Origin of the sequence: Mycobacterium decipiens (genome assembly GCF_963853665.1) — a bacterium.
Lineage (GTDB): Bacteria > Actinomycetota > Actinomycetes > Mycobacteriales > Mycobacteriaceae > Mycobacterium > Mycobacterium decipiens.
The window spans coordinates 1,501,697-1,519,169 of record NZ_OY970459.1 but is presented as its reverse complement, the minus strand read 5'-3'; the positions used below and the strand labels follow the sequence as shown (position 1 = coordinate 1,519,169).

The 17,473-nt window shown below is 68.0% G+C and carries 18 protein-coding genes; 9 read left to right on the top strand and 9 right to left on the bottom strand.

Features of this window, described 5'->3' with window-relative positions:
* The first annotated feature begins 76 nt into the window (after nt 1–76).
* Nucleotides 77–1,321 carry a glycogen synthase gene (locus AADZ55_RS07040; protein WP_085326602.1) on the top strand — a complete coding sequence of 415 codons (1,245 nt, stop codon included), beginning with the start codon at nt 77–79 and terminating at the stop codon, nt 1,319–1,321.
* Here AADZ55_RS07040 and AADZ55_RS07035 read toward each other — a convergent pair.
* Complete coding sequence (locus tag AADZ55_RS07035) at nt 1,318–2,283, bottom strand: SDR family NAD(P)-dependent oxidoreductase (protein ID WP_085326603.1); 966 nt, start codon at nt 2,281–2,283, stop codon at nt 1,318–1,320. The two genes, AADZ55_RS07040 and AADZ55_RS07035, sit on opposite strands and share 4 nt — an antisense overlap.
* A gap of 60 nt (nt 2,284–2,343) precedes the next feature.
* On the opposite strand from AADZ55_RS07035, the gene AADZ55_RS07030 reads away from it, so the two are divergent.
* A complete protein-coding gene (locus AADZ55_RS07030; RefSeq protein WP_085326604.1) occupies nt 2,344–3,720 on the top strand; it encodes a TIGR01777 family oxidoreductase in 1,377 nt (458 codons plus the stop codon).
* 71 nt (nt 3,721–3,791) lie between these two features.
* Entirely contained in the window at nt 3,792–4,181 is a 390-nt protein-coding gene (locus AADZ55_RS07025; protein WP_085326605.1) for a hypothetical protein, read from the top strand.
* 14 nt (nt 4,182–4,195) lie between these two features.
* Here the strand turns inward: AADZ55_RS07025 and AADZ55_RS07020 are convergent, their stop codons facing one another.
* Nucleotides 4,196–4,717 (bottom strand): MarR family winged helix-turn-helix transcriptional regulator, encoded by a 522-nt coding sequence (locus tag AADZ55_RS07020; RefSeq protein ID WP_119185047.1) that lies wholly within the window; start codon nt 4,715–4,717, stop codon nt 4,196–4,198.
* 45 nt (nt 4,718–4,762) lie between these two features.
* On the opposite strand from AADZ55_RS07020, the gene AADZ55_RS07015 reads away from it, so the two are divergent.
* The 5 genes from AADZ55_RS07015 (at nt 4,763) to AADZ55_RS06995 (ending at nt 9,742) form a co-directional block, all read left to right on the top strand.
* A complete protein-coding gene (locus tag AADZ55_RS07015; RefSeq protein WP_085326606.1) occupies nt 4,763–6,814 on the top strand; it encodes an MMPL family transporter in 2,052 nt (683 codons plus the stop codon).
* Nucleotides 6,811–7,290 carry a TspO/MBR family protein gene (locus AADZ55_RS07010; RefSeq protein ID WP_085326607.1) on the top strand — a complete coding sequence of 160 codons (480 nt, stop codon included), beginning with the start codon at nt 6,811–6,813 and terminating at the stop codon, nt 7,288–7,290. Before AADZ55_RS07015 ends, AADZ55_RS07010 begins: the two co-directional genes overlap by 4 nt.
* Nucleotides 7,291–7,293: 3 nt before the next feature.
* Nucleotides 7,294–8,637: a cryptochrome/photolyase family protein gene (locus AADZ55_RS07005; RefSeq protein ID WP_085326608.1), complete on the top strand. Its 1,344-nt coding sequence runs from the start codon at nt 7,294–7,296 to the stop codon at nt 8,635–8,637.
* 97 nt (nt 8,638–8,734) lie between these two features.
* Nucleotides 8,735–9,283, top strand: a complete 549-nt coding sequence (locus tag AADZ55_RS07000) for a DUF4333 domain-containing protein (RefSeq protein ID WP_085326609.1) — start codon at nt 8,735–8,737, stop codon at nt 9,281–9,283.
* A 78-nt stretch (nt 9,284–9,361) separates the two neighbouring features.
* Entirely contained in the window at nt 9,362–9,742 is a 381-nt protein-coding gene (locus tag AADZ55_RS06995) for a hypothetical protein (protein WP_133056445.1), read from the top strand.
* 13 nt (nt 9,743–9,755) lie between these two features.
* Here the strand turns inward: AADZ55_RS06995 and AADZ55_RS06990 are convergent, their stop codons facing one another.
* Nucleotides 9,756–10,493 carry an acyltransferase gene (locus AADZ55_RS06990; RefSeq protein ID WP_085326611.1) on the bottom strand — a complete coding sequence of 246 codons (738 nt, stop codon included), beginning with the start codon at nt 10,491–10,493 and terminating at the stop codon, nt 9,756–9,758.
* 194 nt (nt 10,494–10,687) lie between these two features.
* On the opposite strand from AADZ55_RS06990, the gene AADZ55_RS06985 reads away from it, so the two are divergent.
* A complete protein-coding gene (locus AADZ55_RS06985) occupies nt 10,688–11,980 on the top strand; it encodes a PQQ-binding-like beta-propeller repeat protein (RefSeq protein ID WP_207569133.1) in 1,293 nt (430 codons plus the stop codon).
* Between the two features lie 4 nt (nt 11,981–11,984).
* On the opposite strand, the gene AADZ55_RS06980 is transcribed toward AADZ55_RS06985, so the two are convergent.
* From AADZ55_RS06980 to AADZ55_RS06955, 6 genes are all read right to left on the bottom strand, one after another.
* Nucleotides 11,985–12,668: an esterase gene (locus AADZ55_RS06980; RefSeq protein ID WP_085326612.1), complete on the bottom strand. Its 684-nt coding sequence runs from the start codon at nt 12,666–12,668 to the stop codon at nt 11,985–11,987.
* A gap of 74 nt (nt 12,669–12,742) precedes the next feature.
* The gene (locus AADZ55_RS06975; RefSeq protein ID WP_242670259.1) at nt 12,743–13,987 is read right to left on the bottom strand and encodes a class I SAM-dependent methyltransferase; all 1,245 of its coding nucleotides are present in this window, start codon (nt 13,985–13,987) and stop codon (nt 12,743–12,745) included.
* Nucleotides 13,945–14,928, bottom strand: coding sequence for a class I SAM-dependent methyltransferase (locus AADZ55_RS06970; RefSeq protein WP_085326613.1), 984 nt, complete (start codon nt 14,926–14,928; stop codon nt 13,945–13,947). Before AADZ55_RS06970 ends, AADZ55_RS06975 begins: the two co-directional genes overlap by 43 nt.
* Before the next feature lie 10 nt (nt 14,929–14,938).
* The gene (locus tag AADZ55_RS06965; RefSeq protein ID WP_085326649.1) at nt 14,939–15,715 is read right to left on the bottom strand and encodes an enoyl-CoA hydratase; all 777 of its coding nucleotides are present in this window, start codon (nt 15,713–15,715) and stop codon (nt 14,939–14,941) included.
* An 8-nt stretch (nt 15,716–15,723) separates the two neighbouring features.
* A complete protein-coding gene (locus tag AADZ55_RS06960) occupies nt 15,724–16,575 on the bottom strand; it encodes an NUDIX hydrolase (RefSeq protein ID WP_085326614.1) in 852 nt (283 codons plus the stop codon).
* Nucleotides 16,572–17,426, bottom strand: a complete 855-nt coding sequence (locus AADZ55_RS06955) for an ABC transporter ATP-binding protein (protein WP_085326615.1) — start codon at nt 17,424–17,426, stop codon at nt 16,572–16,574. The genes AADZ55_RS06960 and AADZ55_RS06955 overlap by 4 nt, the downstream gene beginning before the upstream one ends.
* Nucleotides 17,427–17,473 lie beyond the last annotated feature (47 nt).

Sequence of the window (17,473 nt, the reverse complement as noted above, 5' to 3'; positions counted from 1 at the left end):
GCGAGCGCGCGTGTGTGCACACCGACACGCCGCTTGGACCGGCATTCTGCGCGCGCTCGCGGAAGGGGCCACGCTAGTGAAAATCCTTATGGTGTCGTGGGAGTACCCGCCGGTGGTGATCGGCGGGCTCGGCCGGCACGTGCATCACCTGTCGACCGCGCTGGCAGCAGCCGGTCACGATGTCGTCGTGCTGTCCCGGTGTCCGTCGGGCACCGATCCCAGCACGCACCCGTCCTCCGATGAGGTCACCGAGCGGGTCCGGGTGATCGCGGCCGCACAGGACCCGCACGAGTTCACGTTCGGTGACGACATGATGGCCTGGACCCTGGCGATGGGCCACGCCATGATCCGCGCCGGGCTGCGGTTGAAGAAGCAGGGCACCGACCGCTCGTGGTGTCCCGATGTCGTGCACGCCCATGACTGGTTGGTCGCCCATCCGGCCATCGCCCTTGCCCAGTTCTACGACGTGCCAATGGTTTCCACGATTCACGCGACGGAGGCCGGTCGGCATTCCGGCTGGGTTTCGGGAGCTCTCAGCCGTCAGGTGCACGCGGTCGAGTCGTGGCTGGTGCGCGAATCCGATTCGCTGATCACATGTTCGGTGTCGATGAGCGACGAAATCACCGAGCTGTTCGGGCCCGGGCTGGCCGAAGTCACCGTGATCCGCAACGGTATTGACGCGGCGCGCTGGCCGTTCGCCGCCCGCCGCCCGCGTATCGGGCCTGCCGAACTGCTCTACGTGGGGCGGCTGGAGTACGAGAAGGGTGTACACGACGCCATCGCCGCACTGCCGCGCATCAGGCGCACTCACCCGGGTACCACGCTGACCATCGCCGGCGACGGTACCCAACAGGATTGGCTCGTCGACCAGGCCCGCAAGCACCGAGTGCTCAAAGCAATCAGGTTCGTCGGACATCTCGACCGGGCCGAGCTACTGGCGTTGCTGCACCGGGCCGACGCCGCGGTGCTGCCCAGCCACTACGAGCCGTTCGGGCTGGTCGCACTGGAGGCCGCCGCGGCCGGCACCCCGCTCGTGACGTCGAACATCGGCGGCCTGGGCGAAGCGGTGATCGACGGACAGACGGGGGTGTCGTGTGCACCCCGCGACGTAGCGGGGCTAGCCGCCGCGGTGCGCACCGTGCTCGACGATCCGGCTGCGGCGCAGCGGCGCGCACAAGCCGCCCGGCAACGGCTCACCTCCGACTTCGATTGGCAGACGGTGGCCAACGAGACCGCACAGGTATATCTCGCGGCCAAGCGCGGCGAACGGCAAGCGCTGCCACGACTGCCGATCGTCGAGCACGCTCTTCCTGATCGCTAGCCGATGCCGATCGCGTCTGCGCAATACCGCCACAGCAGCTCAAGATCGTCGTCGCTGTATCGAGTCCAGGGCAGATAGTGTTCCGGGCGGGGCCGCCGGTCGTGCCAGAAGCGCCCGGTTGGCGGCGCCGGCCTGGTTGCGGCAAGCCAGACCGCGGTGTCGGCACCCTGCTCGGCGGTGCGCAACATCGGGCCGGTGAGGGAGCGAAACCCGGGCAACGCGGCCGCCACCCCGGGAGTGTCGGCCCATCCGGGGTGCACCGAGTAGACGCGGATACGGTGGTCGTCCCACCGTCGGGCCAGGATCGGGGTGAACGCCACCTGCATTCGCTTGGTGCGCGCATACGCGACGGCACCGCGATATCGACCGACGCGGTATTCGGGGTCCTCGGTCGGCAGTGACTGGGTGTACATCCCGCCCGAGGACATCAGGATCACGCGGGGGTCGCCGGATTTGGCAAGGATCGGGATGAGACGCTCGGTCATCAGCACCGGCCCCAGCACATGGGTGGTCAAGGTGATCTCGTGGCCATCGCCGGTCTCGGTGCGGTCCGACGGCAGTACCCCGGCGTTGTGGATGAGTACGTCCAACGCGGGCACCCGGGTAGACACCTCGGCGGCGAAGGCGCGAACGGCGGCCAGGTCGGACACGTCGCACACCTCCACCCGTACATCGGCGCCCGATTCGGCCACGATCTCCTCGCGAGCCAGTGCACCGCGATCTCGGTCGCGGACGGCCAACAACACCGTCGCCTCCAGCCGGGCCAGGCCCGCGGCAATCGCCTTGCCGAGGCCACGATTGGCGCCGGTGACCATCGCGGTCCTACCGCGCAGGGCGCCCGGCGCCGGGTCGTCCGCCCAACCCCATTGCCGCAGCCGATAACCCACATTGGTGTAACCGGGGACGACCGCCCGATCCAAGGCGGTGTCCAGAAGCGATCGCATTTCGTCGAGAACCCGCATACCAATCACTATCCTCGGATGGCTGACGGCACGTCGTCGCGCACGTCGTAACGTGGAGAAATGGGGTTGGAATACTCGAGCGTAGTCGACTCCCCGCCTACCGAAGTGTTCGCCTGGCACACCCGACCGGGCGCGTTTCTCCGGCTGTCGCCGCCGTGGCAGCCCCTGCGGGTGGTCAGCCAGGCCGATTCGCTCAAAGACGGGCGCTCCCGGCTCGCGCTACCCGGCGGCCTGCGCTGGGTGGCCGAACATCAGCCCGATTCCTACGATCCCCCAAGGCGTTTCGTTGACACCATCGGCACCGAGGGGCTGGCCTCGTTGCCCCCGCGGATCGTCGGCCGCTGGCGGCACACCCACGACTTCGAAGCGGTCGGTGAGACCCGGACCCGGGTCATCGACCGGGTGGAAACGACGGTGCCCGGCTGGGCGCTGCGCGCGATGTTCGCCTACCGGCACCGTCAATTGGCCGCCGATCTCGCCGCCCACCGGCTGGCCGCCGAGCGCGGTCTGACCCCGACGACCGTCGCCGTGACGGGATCGTCGGGACTGGTCGGTTCGGCGTTGACCGCATTTCTCAGCGCTGGCGGGCATCGCGTGATCCGGCTGGTCCGCGGCACCCCGCACGCCGCGGACGAGAGACAATGGCACCCGGACGACCCTCATCCGGACCTGCTCACCGGGGTCGACGCCGTAGTCCACCTGGCCGGCGCCTCGATCGCCGGCCGGTTCACTGCCGATCGCCGGAATGCGATCCGCGACAGCCGAATTGGCCCGACTCGCCGACTGGCCGAGCTGGTAGCACGCGCTGCCGACGGGCCCGCGGTATTCATCTCGGCTTCGGCGATCGGGTACTACGGCTACGACCGCGGCGACGAGACGCTCACCGAGGATTGCGACCGCGGTGACGGATTCCTGGCCGACGTGGTCGCCGAGTGGGAGGATGCGACCACACCGGCCGAGCGGGGCGGTGCGCGGGTGGTGCGGGTGCGCACCGGCATTGTGCAATCGCCGCTCGGCGGCACGCTTCGGCTACTGCGTCCGCTGTTCAGCGCCGGGCTGGGTGGCCGGCTCGGCGATGGTCGGCAGTGGCTGTCCTGGATTGGGATCGATGACCTGGTCGACGTCTACCACCGGGCGCTGTGGGACAACGCGCTGTGCGGGCCGGTGAACGCCGTTGCCCCACAACCGGTTCGCAATGCCGACTACACCCGCACCCTCGCTCAGGTGTTGCGTCGGCCCGCGCTGTTGCCGGTGCCGCCGCTGGCGCCGCGACTGTTGCTCGGCGAACAGGGCGCCCGCGAACTCGCACTCGCCAGTCAGCGCGTGGCTCCGGCTCGCCTTGGCCAGTCGGACCACCGGTTTCGCCAGCCTGACCTCGATTCGGCGTTGCGCCACCTGTTCGGGCGTACCCGATCACCGGACATCGCGACCGGATAGGCGCCACGCTGGGGTGGGCCGCGTAATGATGCGATACCGGTAGCCTTTTCCTGACAGATCGGAGCTCTGCAATGAAACCGTCGGATGATGGGCGCCATTTCCCCTATCGCTACGATCTTCGACTCGCCCCGATGTGGCTCCCGTTTCGGTGGCCGGGCGGGCAGGGCGTAACCCTGACTCGCGACGGCCATTTCGTCGCACGCTATGGGCCGTTTCGTGTCGAGGCGCCCTTGTCCAGGGTGCGCGACGCCCATATCACCGGCCCTTACCGATGGTGGACGGCTGTCGGCCCCCGACTGTCGATGGTCGATGACGGACTCACCTTCGGAACCAACGCAAATGCCGGTGTCTGCATCCACTTCGAGCCACCGATCCACCGTGTGATTGGACTGCGCGACCACTCGGCGCTGACGGTGACCGTCGCCGACCCCGATGGGCTGGTCGACGCGCTGAAGAGTTAGTTCACCCAGCGCACCTATCTGGGTGGGGCAGAACTCAATTCGGTCTGGAACCGCCGCATCGCCACGATCAGCGCGGTGAAGACCCGATGCGCGGCCGCCAGGTCGGCAGCGGGTAGATCACTCAGCGCCGTGTGGGTATGGACCCCCAGCGGGTTGAAGAACGCCCGCGCGGTGTCAAGGCCGGGTTCGGAGTAACGCAACACGACCTTGCGGCGATCGGCGGGGTGGGAGTCGCGCCGGAGGTGGCCGGATTCGATCAGCCGGTCCACCAGGTAGGTGATCGCCGCACCCGACAGGCCCATCCGATGGCTCAGGTCGCCCGATGTCATGGGCTGCCCGGCGGTTTCGGCGACCATGATGTGCAGCAGGGCGCGGAAATCGGTCGGCCGCACGTCGTGTAGCGCCGCGAATAGCCGGCCGATCTGGTCGGACTCGGCCGTCAGCTCACGCAGGTCCGCCGAGATCAGCGATTCCAGTGCGAGACGTTCGGGTTGTTCATCAGGATCCATGGCGATGTGTAGCTTATCCGGGCCCATACGCTTCAGTTGATTAATTATTAAATAGCTGAAATACTTGGGGTTGTGGGGTGGGCCGGTATCGCTGCGGCCGTGGCGGGCCGACGCTCGTGGCTTCTTGGGTTGGGCGTCGTGCTGGTGGGTATCTCCCTTGTGGTGTTGATCGGTGCGAACACGGCAGCCAGCCAGGCGCCGCTGTCGGTCCCCACCGACTCGGATTCAGCCAGGGTCGAGGCGCTGACTCGCCAGTTCCCCGGCGGTGCCAGGGCTTCGGTGATCGTCGTGGTCACCGCTACCGACCCCGCCAAGCCGGATCTGAGGCAGACGGCGGAACAAGCCCGCGATCGGATGGTGGCAATTGCCCAGCCCGGGGCGGCCCCGGTACCGGCGGTGTTGTCGGCAGACGGCCAGGCGTCGGTCGCGATGGTGCCGATCAGCGCGGATCTTTCGGGTTTGGCCCTCAACGACACCGTCAGCGCCCTGCGCGCCGCCGCCAGTACCGGCCTGCCTGCTGGCGTGGGGCTCCATGTGACAGGCGGACCCGCGTTCGGAGCCGATATCGCCAACGCTTTCACCGGCGCCAACATCGCTCTGCTCGCGGTCACAGCGTCGGTGGTGGCGCTGCTGCTGATCGCCACCTATCGCTCACCGGTGCTGTGGTTGGCGCCCCTCTTGGTAATCGGGTTCGCCGATCGAGTCGCGAATTCGATTGGCACGGCGGTCGCGTCGCTGACCGGGCTGAGCTTCGACGGGTCCACCTCCGGGATCACCAGCGTGCTGGTGTTCGGTGCGGGCACCAACTACGCGCTGCTGCTGATTTCTCGCTATCGGCAGGAACTTCGGCAACACGGCGACCACCGCGACGCATTGCGCCGCGCGGTGCGCATGGCCGGACCGGCGATCGTCGCTAGCAATGCCACCGTGGTGCTGGCGCTGTTGACGCTGACCTTCGCCTCGACTCCCAGTACCCGCAGTCTGGGTGCGCTGGCGGCGTGCGGACTGGTTGTCGCGGCGGTGTCGGTGTTGGTGGTGCTGCCACCGGCGCTGGTGTTGTGCGGCCGCCGGCTGTTCTGGCCCGTCATACCGCACCCCGGTGCAGGGGAGCCCCTGGATTCCGGGCCGTGGCACCGCATCGCCGAACGGGTGGCCCGGCGCCCCGCCCTGGTCGCGGTCGTCGCCATCGCATTGCTCGCGACGCTGGCCGCCGGACTGCTGGGCACCCGAATCGGCTTGTCGCAGACCGAGCAATTCCGGGTCAAGGCCGATTCGGTGTCCGGGTTCGAGATGCTGGCCCAGCACTTCCCGGCCGGCCTGGCCAACCCGACTCAGGTCGTTGCGCCCACCGCGCAGGCGGCTGCGGTGCAGCAGGCTATCACCGCGACACCCGGTGTGGTCTCGGCTGCCAAATCCGGCCAATCGGCCACCGGGCTGACAATGTGGTCGGTGGTGATTGACGCCCCGCCATCATCGGAACGAGCATTCACCATCGTTGCGGCGCTACGCCAGTCAACCCGGTCCGTCGCCTCCGGCACCCTGGTTGGCGGCCCAGACGCGCAGGCACTCGACGTCCGTGACGCGGCGCAGCACGATCGGCTGGTGCTGATCCCGGCGATCCTGGCCGTTATCGTGCTCGTGCTGTATGGACTGCTGCGATCCTTGCTGGCGCCGCCGATCCTGCTGGCCGCCACGATTCTTGGCGCGCTCGCCGCGCTCGGCGTGGGCGGCTGGGCGAGCATCCACGTGTTCGGGTTCGCAGCCCTGGACAACAACACTGGACTGTTCGCCTTCCTGTTCCTGGCTGCCCTCGGGGTGGACTACACCATCTTTCTGGTCACTCGCGCCCGTGAGGAGGCTGCGCGCTACGGCGCGCGCGACGGCATGATCCGCGCCGTATCGGCTACCGGCGGCGTCATCACCAGCGCGGGAATCGTTTTGGCGGCCGTCTTCTGCGTATTGGGTGTGTTGCCCCTCATCGTGCTCACCCAGCTTGGCATCATCGTCGGCCTGGGAATTCTGCTGGACACCTTTGTCGTGCGCACCCTGGTAATTCCGGCGCTGTTCGTCCTGATCGGCGACCGCGTCTGGTGGCCCACCCACCCCATCAGGAGGATCACATGAACAAATCGACATTGGCTGCCACCACGCTGTCCGTCGCGGCGGCGTCGATCGGTGGAAGCCTCGCCAGCCCACGGCGCAACCCCGTCTGGTACGCGCGGTTGCGCAAGCCGCCGTATCAGCCACCCAGCGTTGCGTTCCCCGTGGTCTGGACCGCGCTCTACGCGGACATCGCCGCCACCTCCGCTGCGGCCATCGACCAATTTCGCGCAACGGGACGCCACGACAAGGCGCGCCGCTACGTCGGCGCGTTGAGCCTTAACCTGCTGCTCAACGCCGGATGGAGTTGGCTGTTCTTCGGTTATCACAAACTCGGCGCGTCCGCGCTGGGCGCCGCGGCATTGACCGCTAGCAGCGCCGACCTTGCCCGGCGGGCCGCCGCCGCCGACCCACGGGCCGGATCGGCGCTGGTTCCCTACCCGCTGTGGTGCGGCTTCGCCACCTTGCTGGCCACCCACATCTGGCAGCTCAACCGCTGAGCGATGCCTGCGTTGTTGTGGTTTCGCCGCGACCTGCGGTTGGGTGATCACCCGGCACTGGCCGCCGCGGCCGCCAGCGACCCCAGTAGCAGCGACGTGCTCGCCTGCTTCGTCCTGGATCCGCGCCTCGAAGCTTCCTCGGGCCGGCGGCGCCTGCAGTTTCTGGGCGATTCGCTGCGGCAGCTGAAGAGCGACCTGGGTGGCCGGCTGCTAGTCGTCCGCGGGCGGCCCGAGGAGCGGATTGCCGACATCGCCCGAAGGATCGGCGCATCGTCGGTGCACATCTCGCAGGATTTCGCGCCGTTCGGGCGGTGGCGCGACGAACGGGTGCGTGTCGCGCTGGGTTCGGTGCCGCTGGTGGCGACCGGGTCACCGTATCTGGTATCACCCGGCCGCGTCACCAAGGACGACGACACCCCCTACCGGGTGTTCACCCCGTTCTATCGCAAATGGTCGGATACCGGATGGCGGGCACCGGCGCAGTCAGGTGCCGACTCGGCGTGTTGGCTCGACCCGGCTCAGACGGCTCTCCAACAGTGCGAGATCCCCGACCCCGGCGTCACACTTGACCTCCCGGCGGGTGAGGCGGCGGCACGTTCGCAGTGGGCGGCGTTCTGCGGCGACGGCCTAGCCCGCTACTCGCAGGACCGTGACCGGCCGGATCTCGACGGCACCAGTCGCATGTCAGCGCACCTGAAATTCGGCACCATCCACCCCCGGACCATGGTCGCCAGCCTGGACCCGAACCCCGCCGGGGCCCGAAGTTATCTGCGGGAGTTGGCGTTCCGCGATTTCTATGCCGCGGTGCTGTATCACTGGCCGGCCAGCGCATGGCGCAACTGGAACACCGACTTCGACGGGATTCAGATCGATACGGATGCGGACGCGAAACGCCGCTTCGAATGCTGGAAAACCGGTCAAACCGGGTTTCCGTTCGTCGACGCCGGGATGCGTCAACTGCGCGAGACCGGCTTCATGCATAACCGGGTGCGGATGATCGTGGCATCGTTTCTGGTCAAGGACCTTCACCTGCCGTGGCAGTGGGGAGCTCGCTGGTTCCTCGACCAGCTCACCGACGGCGACCTGGCCAGCAACCAGCACGGGTGGCAGTGGTGCGCGGGCACTGGCACCGATGCCGCGCCGTACTTCCGGGTGTTCAACCCGGCCAAGCAGGGCGAGAAGTTCGACCCCACAGGTGATTACATTCGGCGCTGGGTCCCCGAACTGCGCGCAGTAGACGAGGCCGGGTTGCGAAAAGGCAAGCGGCCGCCGGGATATCCACCACCGGTGGTCGACCACCGTACCGAGCGCGCCGAAGCGCTGCGCCGCTACCGCAGCATCGGCTGAGCGTGCGGTGCGACACTGTTTATCGATTCGCTTTCGGCGAAGCTGTTTGTCATGCAATTATCAGCCAGTTCGCAGTCGCAGATGCCAGGAGGGCGACATGGCTTACTCGATCGTTCGCACGCTGCTGTTCTCGGGTGCCGCCGCGGCCCTGATCGCCAGTGCCACAGCCTGCTCGTGTTCAATCGGAACGTCGCGCTCGCACTCGGTGAGCAAGGCCGATGTCGCCAGCCAGATCACTGCCAAGATGACAGATGCCGCCGGCAACAAGCCCGATTCGGTGGCGTGCCCGAGCGATCTGCCGGCGAAGGTCGGGGCCGAGCTGAATTGCGAGATGAAGGTCAAGGACCAGACGTTCAACGTCAACGTCACCGTGACCAGTGTCGAGGGCAGTGACGTCAAGTTCGACATGGTAGAGACCGTCGACAAGAATCAGGTTGCCAACATCATCAGCGACAAACTGTTCCAGCGGGTGGGCGCCAGGCCCGATTCGGTGACCTGCCCCGACAACCTGAAGGGCGTCGAGGGAGCCACCCTGCGGTGTCAACTGACCGACGGCAGCAAAACGTACGGGATCTCGGTGATCGTCACCACCGTCGACGCCGGCGATGTCAACTTCGATTTCAAGGTCGATGAACACCCGCAGTAGGCCCACACTGGAATGTGGTACCCGGCAGCCGGACGCCGGAACTTGCCGCACCCACTCGCACATCCCGAGGAGCACCGGATGAGCACCGACGAATCGTCCGTGACCGGACCGGCGGGCCCCGGCGCGACCCCACCGTCGCCGCGCCGGCTCACCCTCGCCCCGGTGTCCGTCGATGGCACCGCCGCCCACGCCGCAGCCGAGACGCGAACCCAGACCAGACCGCTGGCCATCGCCAGCCCACGGTTCTTTCTGTCCCATGCCGAGGGTGCCCCGGTGCTTATCAAACAGGTCTTGCAGCTCTGCTTGATTCTCGTGTACCCGGTGTGGATGATCGCCGGAGTGCTATCGGCGGCCGCCTACTACCCGCTGTGCTTCATCATCTGGTTGCTCCGCAAGTTGCCGCACGTCTGGACGAGAAAGAACCGGCCGGCCGGCCGCGCCGCAAGCGAACAGAAATAGTCGGTAGCCGCCGCTAGTGGGCCGCCTTCTTGCGTTCGATGTCGGCCAGGGCGGCGGCCAGCTCGGCGCGCTGTGCGGCCGACGCCTCCCAAGAAAGCTCCCGGTTCTTGATCACTTTGGCCGGCGCGCCCACCGCGATCGAATAGTCGGGAATAACGCCGCGGACCACCGCATGCGAGCCCAGCACGCAACCCCGGCCGATGGAGGTGCCACGCAGCACAGTCACCTTCACTCCGACCCAGGTGTCGGGTCCGATTCGCACCGGGCTCTTGACGATGCCCTGGTCCTTGATCGGCATCGTGATGTCGTCCATCCGGTGGTCGAAATCGCAGATGTAGCACCAATCGGCCATCAGCACCGAATCCCCGATCTCGATGTCGAGATAGGTGTTGATGACGTTGTCCCGGCCGAGCACCACCTTGTCGCCGAACCGCAGCGAGCCCTCATGGGCGCGGATCGTGTTCTTGTCCCCGATATGCACCCAGCGGCCGATCTCCAGCTGCGCCAGCTCCGGTGTCGCGTGAATCTCGACACCCTTGCCGAGAAACACCATGCCGCGCGTGATGATGTGCGGGTTGCACAGCTTGAACTTCAGCAGTCGCCAGTACCGCACTAGATACCACGGGGTGTAGGCGCGGTTGGCCAGCACCCACCTCAGCGATGCCAACGTAAGAAATCTGGCCTGGCGTGGGTCGCGCAGCCGCGATCCCCGCCACCGGCGATGGAGCGGAGCACCCCACATGGTCGTCATGGGCCGAAAGCCTAACGTGCACCCCCAGCGTGGGACGCACAGCGTCCCACGCTGGGGGTGCTGCCCGCTTGCGGGAGAGAGTCGGGCAATCAACAACCCGCGAGCCGCACGGGTTACCCTCACCTGTACTCGATCGCTGCTCATGAGCGAACCCGCGTAGCGGAAGGAACTTTGGAACCCTGCGAAAGGATAAGGTGCGTGCCCGACGTCTCCTTGCCGCCGCTGCGGCAGCTGTGCTCACGGTCGGGCTCGGCGGCTGCGGCAATACCGACTCATGGGTTGAGGCGGCCCCCGCGCCAGGCTGGCCCGCGCAATATGGCGACGCCGCCAACAGCAGCTACACCGGCACGAGCGGCGCCACCAACCTCACGTTGCAATGGACGCGTTCGGTCCAAGGGAGCTTGGCAGCCGGGCCGGCGCTGAGCTCACGCGGCTACCTCGCACTGAACGGGCAGACCCCGGCCGGCTGTTCGCTGATGGAGTGGGAGAACGACAACAACGGCCGGCAGCGTTGGTGCGTGCGACTGGTTCAGGGCGGCGGTTTCGCCGGCCCGTTGTTCGACGGCTTCGACAACCTCTACGTGGGCCAGCCCGGAGCAATAGTCTCCTTTCCGCCGACCCAGTGGACGCGCTGGCGCCAGCCGGTGATCGGGATGCCCTCCACCCCGCGGTTTCTGGGGCACGGCCACCTGCTCGTGAGTACGCACCTGGGGCAGCTGCTGGTGTTCGACACCCACCGCGGCATGGTGGTCGGCAGCCCGGTGGACCTGGTGAGCGGTATCGATCCCACCGATGCGACGCGCGGGCTGGCCGACTGCGCGCCGGCCCGGCCGGGCTGCCCGGTCGCGGCCGCCCCGGCCTTCTCGGCGGTCAACGGGACGCTGGTGGTCGGCGTCTGGCAGCCAGGGGCGCCGGCCGCAGAGCTGGTCGGGCTGAACTACCACGGGGAGCAGCTGGCCCGCGAGTGGACCAGCGACGCGGTCGGCGACGGCGTGCTGGCCAGCCCGGTGCTGTCCGCCGACGGAACGACCGTCTATGTCAATGGCCGCGACCGACGGCTGTGGGCACTCAACGCCGCCGACGGAAAAGTGAAATGGTCACAGCCGCTGGGTTTCCTGGCGCAGACGCCGCCCGCGGTCACCCCACATGGACTGATCGTGTCCGGTGGGGGCCCCGACACCCGGCTGGCGGCGTTCCGGGATGCCGGTGATCACGCCGAGGTGGCCTGGCGACGCGACGATGTCACCGCGCTGTCGACGTCGAGTCTGGCCGGCGCAGGCGTGGGCTACACGGTAATCGGCGGTCCACCCCACGACGGCGGGCCCGGTTTGTCGTTGCTGATCTTCGATCCGGCCAACGGCCACACGGTCAACAGCTATCCGCTACCCGGGGCGACCGGATATCCCCTCGGGGTGTCGGTCGGCACCGAGCGCCGGGTGGTGACCGCCACCAGCGACGGCCAGGTCTACGGGTTCGCGCCGGCGTAGCGGCTCACAGCGCCAGGGGCGGGATGGCGCTACGCGGCACCTGGGCTTGGCACGCGCCGGCGAACGACGGCAGCAGCTCACCCTGGGCGAAGTAGAAGATCAGATTGTCGTCGGTGATGGCAAAGTTCTGGTAGTGGGACGGGTCGAGCCCGCTCGACGGCAATATCGTGATACCCAACCCGGTCTGACGTTCCAGGTCGCGCTGGACGATCGGGTAGATGGTGTCCAGCGGCGTGGTCCCGGGTGCGAACAGCGTGTCGAAGGTGATGGGCTGCTTGGTGCCGAGGTTGTAGTTGAAGGCCTTGTACCAGGTGGACGGATGGGCCCCACCGAGGTCCTGGAAAAGCTTGAGCACCACGCTGCGGGTGTTGTGGGGCGGCTGGCCGGCACTGTGCTGTTCAACGGTGGCATCCATTTGGTACGGCTGGTCACGCTGCGGGGACCCCTTCGCAACGGTGACGAACCCGTCTCGGTTTCGGGTGATGTAGTCGGTCAGCGCCTGCTGGTCGGGATAGTCGACCGGAAACGCTATATCCAGCGTGTACTTGGGGCCAGAGGCGTGTATATGGCAGATCTGGGCGGCCTCGAGACTGCCGCCCAGGCTGTCGCATGTCGGCGGCGCGGCGTACGCCGGCCAGCCCACCAGGACCGCAGCGCTGAGCACAGCGGTCGCTATCAGATAGCGCATCGTCTAATCGTCCTCGCAGACCGAAGAAAGGCGGGGCGGGGGAATTGGTGACCGCCGCCAGCGTACCCGTGTCGCTACCGCGACGACCGACACACATAGGCCGTCGCGCGGCTGGATGACCCGGAACCGATGCGGGTGATAACCACCGACAGCGACCGGCTGCCCCGCGGCCGGAGCCGTCGCCGCAGGACATCGGGGTCGACTCCTACGCCGCGCACCAGAATTTCGGCCGCCCCGCAATCCAGCGCCGCCAGCACCTGACGCAGCCTGCGCTCGTCGAAGGCCAGTTGCTCGAGCACCTCGAAGCCGCGCACCGCCGGCGGCAGCCGGTCACCGGACAGGTAGGCGATGTCGGGATCGAGCTGCCACAGCCCGTGCCGGGCACCGTAGTGGCGGACCAGGCCGGCCCGCACGACGGCGCCATCGGGGTCGACGATCCAGCGCCCGGCGGGCCGCACCGGGCAGCCGTCGGGCTCGGCATCGCTGATTTGTTCACCGGAGTCCAGAATGCTGGCCCGACGGCGCACACCCGACCCGGCCAACCCGGCCGACCACAGACACGCTTCCCGAACCGCACCGCGGTATGAGACCACCTCGATCTCGCCATCGAAACCGAGCCGGCCTACCTGCTCGAAATCGATTCCTGGCGCGCACTTGACGACCAGATCACGGCCGCGATAGCAGTCCAGTAGTGGGCCCAGGCCGGGCTGGTAATCGGCCGGACGGAAGCGTCGTCGCCCGCTGCTGCGACGCGCGGGGTCGACGACGACGGCCGCGTCACGGGTCACCGGATGCAGCGCATCGGCGCGGCACAGGTCGGCTTCCATTCCCAGGGCGCCCAGGTTGTGCCGCGCCATGGCCAGCCGCACCGGGTCGATATCGCTGCCGATCGTTCGGGCCGCCGAGCCGCGCAGTGCGGCCATCTCGGTGCCGATGGAACAGGTCGCGTCGTGCACCACCCGACCGGCCAGTCGCCCGGCCCGGTGCAAGGCAACCGGCGCCGCGGTAGCTTGCTGCAGCGCCTCATCGGTGAACAGCCACTGCGCCACCTCAAGGTTCGGGCACAGCTCGCCCAGCTTGCCGGACGCGCGGCGGCGCAGCAGCGTCGTCTCCACCAGCCACGGCGCCCGATCGCCGAACCGAGCACGCACCGCGGCGATATCGGCGATGCGAGTGGCATCCGTCAGCTCGAATGCTGCGACCGCCGCGAGCGCGGCGGCACCCGATTCCGAGCGCAGATAACCGACGTCGTCGGTGGTAAAAGTGAGGCCGACACTCAGGACGGCTTGACCCCGGTGACAATCACGTTGTAAAACCAGCCCTTCGGCACCACGTGACGCCACACGTTGGCGTCCACCCAGCCCAGCGTCTTCCAGCTGGTAAACGCGAACCGCGCCCAGCCCCAGCCGAGCTTTCCTGGCGGCACCGTCGACTCGAAGGTGCGAAGCGGCCAGCCAAGCATCGCGGCGGTGAACTCTTCGCTGGCGGTCTCAACCTGTACCGCGCCCGCATTGGTGGCCATCCGCTCCAGGTCGCGCGGCGAGAAGGTATGCAGGTCGACCACCCACTCCAGTGCCGCCGCCCGCGAGTTTTCGTCGATCTCGGCCTGCGGTCGGCGCCAGCTGCCCAGCCCCGGCAGCTTCACCGCCCGGATGGTGAGGTTCCAGGTCAGGTCCGCCAGCGCGCGCGCATAACCGTTGCCGACGGTGGTCGGCTCGCCGGCGAAGACGAACCGGCCGCCCGGCCGCAGCACCCGGATCACCTCCCGCAGCGACAACTCGACGTCCGGAATGTGATGCAGAACCGCATGTCCGACCACCAGGTCGAAAGTGTTGTCGTCGTAGGGGATGCCCTCGGCATCGGCGACTCGACCGTCGATGTCCAGCCCCAATGACTGCCCGTTGCGGGTGGCAACCTTGACCATGCCGGGTGAAAGATCGGTGACCGACCCGCGCCGGGCAACGCCGGCCTGGATCAGGTTGAGCAGGAAGAATCCGGTTCCACAGCCCAGTTCCAGGGCGCGGTCGTAGGGCAGCTCGGCGATCACCTCATCGGGCACGATTGCGTCGAACCGGCCGCGGGCGTAGTCGACGCAACGCTGGTCGTAGGAGATCGACCACTTCTCGTCGTAGCTCTCGGCTTCCCAGTCGTGGTAGAGCACCTGGGCGAGCTTGCTGTCATGCCGAGCCGCGGCCACCTGTTCGGCCGTGGCGTGTGGATTGGGAACGGCGTCAGCGGGGATGTTCGGACTCCTCGTCATGCAGGGCAGCCTAACGACCGGCCCAATCACCTTCGCCGCCAGCTCCGTGACCAGCGGCGAACACTTCGATATAGCGCCGACGCTCGGCGGCGATGCGCTCGGCCGGTTCCAGCTCGGATACGTCTTCGAAAACGGCGTTGATACCGGCCTTTGCCGCGGCCAGCGCATGCCGCGGTGCGTCCAGGAAGCGTCTCGCCCACGCCAGCGCGGCATCGTAGACGTCGTCGGGGGCGACCATGTCGTCGATTAGGCCCAGCGCCAAGGCCTCCTCGGCGTCGAAGAAGCGCCCGCTGAACACCAGTTCCTTGGCTCTGCTCGGCCCGGCCGCCCGGGTCAGCCGGGCCATTCCGCCGCCGCTGGGGATCAGGCCGGCCAGGATCTCGGTCGCACCGAATTTCACGTTGTCGCCGCCGACCCGCCAGTCGGCAGCCAGAGCCAATGTGAGGCCAGCACCCAGCGCGTACCCGGTGATGGCGGCCACGGTTGGCTTCGGGATGGCCGCGACGGCGTCAACGGCCTCGCGCCGGACCCGGGCAGCGGTGTCGGCCTCCGGCGGGGTCAGGGTGCGCAGTTCGGGCATGTCGTCGCCGGCGGAAAAGATTTCGTGGCCGCCGAACAGGATCACCGCGGCGACATCGTCACGTCGCCCCAGCTCGTCGGCCGCAGCGATGATTTCCCGGTACACCTGGCGGGTCATCGCGTTGGTGGGTGGTCGCGACAGGAGCAGCATGGCCAGGCCGGGATCCTGCGAGCCGTCACTAACCACGACGCGGACGAATTCACTCACCGAAGCCGTCATAACGGCCACCCGGTGGAACCGCCGGATATCCGTGCCTGGTTGTAGCGGTCGGAATCGAAGAACTCGATCTCCCAGTTGTCGCCGTGGCGCGCCAGGTGCGGCTGCACCGCAACGATCCGGCGCTCGACGGCCAGCACATCGGCGACGGTGCGGCCGGCCAGCGCGTCCAGCTGCGTCCAGGTCGGCGGCAGCAGGAAGTTGCGCCCCGCCGCGAAGTCGTCGATGGCGTCGGCCGGCAACATCCAGTCGGCGCGGTCGGATTCGGTGTTCTCGCCGTCGGCGCGCTGGCCTTCGGGTAGCGCCCCCACAAAGAAATAGGTGTCGTAGCGGCGGGTCAGTTCGGCCTCCGGGGTGACCCAATTGGCCCAGGGACGTAGCAGGTCGGATCGCAGCACCAGGTTTTCCCGTTGCAGGAAGTCCGCGAACGACAGCGTGCGGTCGGCCAGGGCGTGGCGGGCGTCGGCGTACACGGAGGCATCGCCGACGATGCCGCCCGGGTCGTCGACCGGGCCGGCGAACAGCACCCCGGATTCCTCGAACGTCTCGCGGGCCGCGGCGCAGACCAACGCTTCGGCGAGATCGGGCTCGATGCCGAACCGCTGCGCCCACCACTGCGGTGGCGGACCGGCCCAGGCCCCCAGCCGACCCAGGTCTGCATTGCGGTCGCGGTCATCGACTCCCCCGCCGGGAAACACCATCACCCCGGCGGCGAAATCCATCGCGGAGTGCCTGCGCATCAGGAAGACGGCCAGGCCCGCCGAACTGTCCGCGGTGTCGCGGACCAGCATCACCGTCGCCGCCGGCCGCGGTGCTAGCGGGGGTGCCAATGGCTCGCGAGGTGTATTCATGACCGCCTCCGGTGGGCTGCTCGGGTGCGAACCCGACGGGCGAAATATCGCCCGTCGGCCTGGTCCAAAGTGATCTCCTGGCCAAACGCGGTGGACAGGTTCTCGGCGGTCAGCACGTCGGGCAGCAAGCCCGCGGCGACCACCCGCGCCTCCGACAGCAGCAGGCAATGGCTGAAGCCGGGCGGAACCTCCTCCACGTGGTGGGTGACCAGAACCAGCGCGGGTGCGTCGGGGTCGGCGGCCAGGTCGGCCAGCCGGGCCACCAATTCCTCCCGGCCGCCCAGGTCCAGGCCGGCGGCGGGTTCGTCGAGCAACAGCAGCTCTGGATCGGTCATCAAGGCCCGGGCAATCAGCACCCGCTTGCGCTCGCCCTCCGACAGCGTTCCGTAGGTGCGGTCGGCCAGATGCTCGGCTCCCAGGCTCTCCAGCATGTCGATCGCGCGGTGGTAGTCGACGTCCTCGTAGCGCTCGCGCCACCGGCCCAACACCGCGTAGCCGGCGGAGACGACGAGATCGCGGACCAGTTCGTCGCCGGGCACCCGCTCCGCCAGCGCCGAGGAACTCAGCCCGATCCGGGCGCGCAGCTCCGAAACGTCAACCCGGCCCAGCCGCTCACCGAGCACAATGGCCACGCCCGACGACGGATGCTCCGCCGCCGCGGCAATGCGCAGCAACGACGTCTTGCCGGCCCCGTTGGGGCCGATGATCACCCAGCGTTCGTCGAGTTCGACCGCCCAATCCAGCGGCCCGACCAAAACCCGCCCATCGCGACGTAGCGAAACACTTCGCAAGTCGATAAGCAGATCGGGGTCGGCCGCGTCGATACCGTTTTCGGGGCCCGCTTCGAGCACTCGACCATCGTGCCGTACCGCGAGGCCGCCACGGCTGCCGGGTCATC

Bases quoted from the DNA above. Each gene is read 5' to 3' on its own strand.
- AADZ55_RS06990 (WP_085326611.1), bottom strand. From the start codon at position 10,493: ATGACGACCATGTGGGGTGCTCCGCTCCATCGCCGGTGGCGGGGATCG.
- AADZ55_RS06960 (WP_085326614.1), bottom strand. From the start codon at position 16,575: ATGAATACACCTCGCGAGCCATTGGCACCCCCGCTAGCACCGCGGCCG.
- AADZ55_RS06970 (WP_085326613.1), bottom strand. From the start codon at position 14,928: ATGACGAGGAGTCCGAACATCCCCGCTGACGCCGTTCCCAATCCACAC.
- AADZ55_RS07000 (WP_085326609.1), top strand. From the start codon at position 8,735: ATGGCTTACTCGATCGTTCGCACGCTGCTGTTCTCGGGTGCCGCCGCG.
- AADZ55_RS07035 (WP_085326603.1), bottom strand. From the start codon at position 2,283: ATGCGGGTTCTCGACGAAATGCGATCGCTTCTGGACACCGCCTTGGAT.
- AADZ55_RS06980 (WP_085326612.1), bottom strand. From the start codon at position 12,668: ATGCGCTATCTGATAGCGACCGCTGTGCTCAGCGCTGCGGTCCTGGTG.
- AADZ55_RS07010 (WP_085326607.1), top strand. From the start codon at position 6,811: ATGAACAAATCGACATTGGCTGCCACCACGCTGTCCGTCGCGGCGGCG.
- AADZ55_RS07005 (WP_085326608.1), top strand. From the start codon at position 7,294: ATGCCTGCGTTGTTGTGGTTTCGCCGCGACCTGCGGTTGGGTGATCAC.
- AADZ55_RS07025 (WP_085326605.1), top strand. From the start codon at position 3,792: ATGAAACCGTCGGATGATGGGCGCCATTTCCCCTATCGCTACGATCTT.
- AADZ55_RS07030 (WP_085326604.1), top strand. From the start codon at position 2,344: ATGGGGTTGGAATACTCGAGCGTAGTCGACTCCCCGCCTACCGAAGTG.
- AADZ55_RS07020 (WP_119185047.1), bottom strand. From the start codon at position 4,717: ATGGGCCCGGATAAGCTACACATCGCCATGGATCCTGATGAACAACCC.
- AADZ55_RS06995 (WP_133056445.1), top strand. From the start codon at position 9,362: ATGAGCACCGACGAATCGTCCGTGACCGGACCGGCGGGCCCCGGCGCG.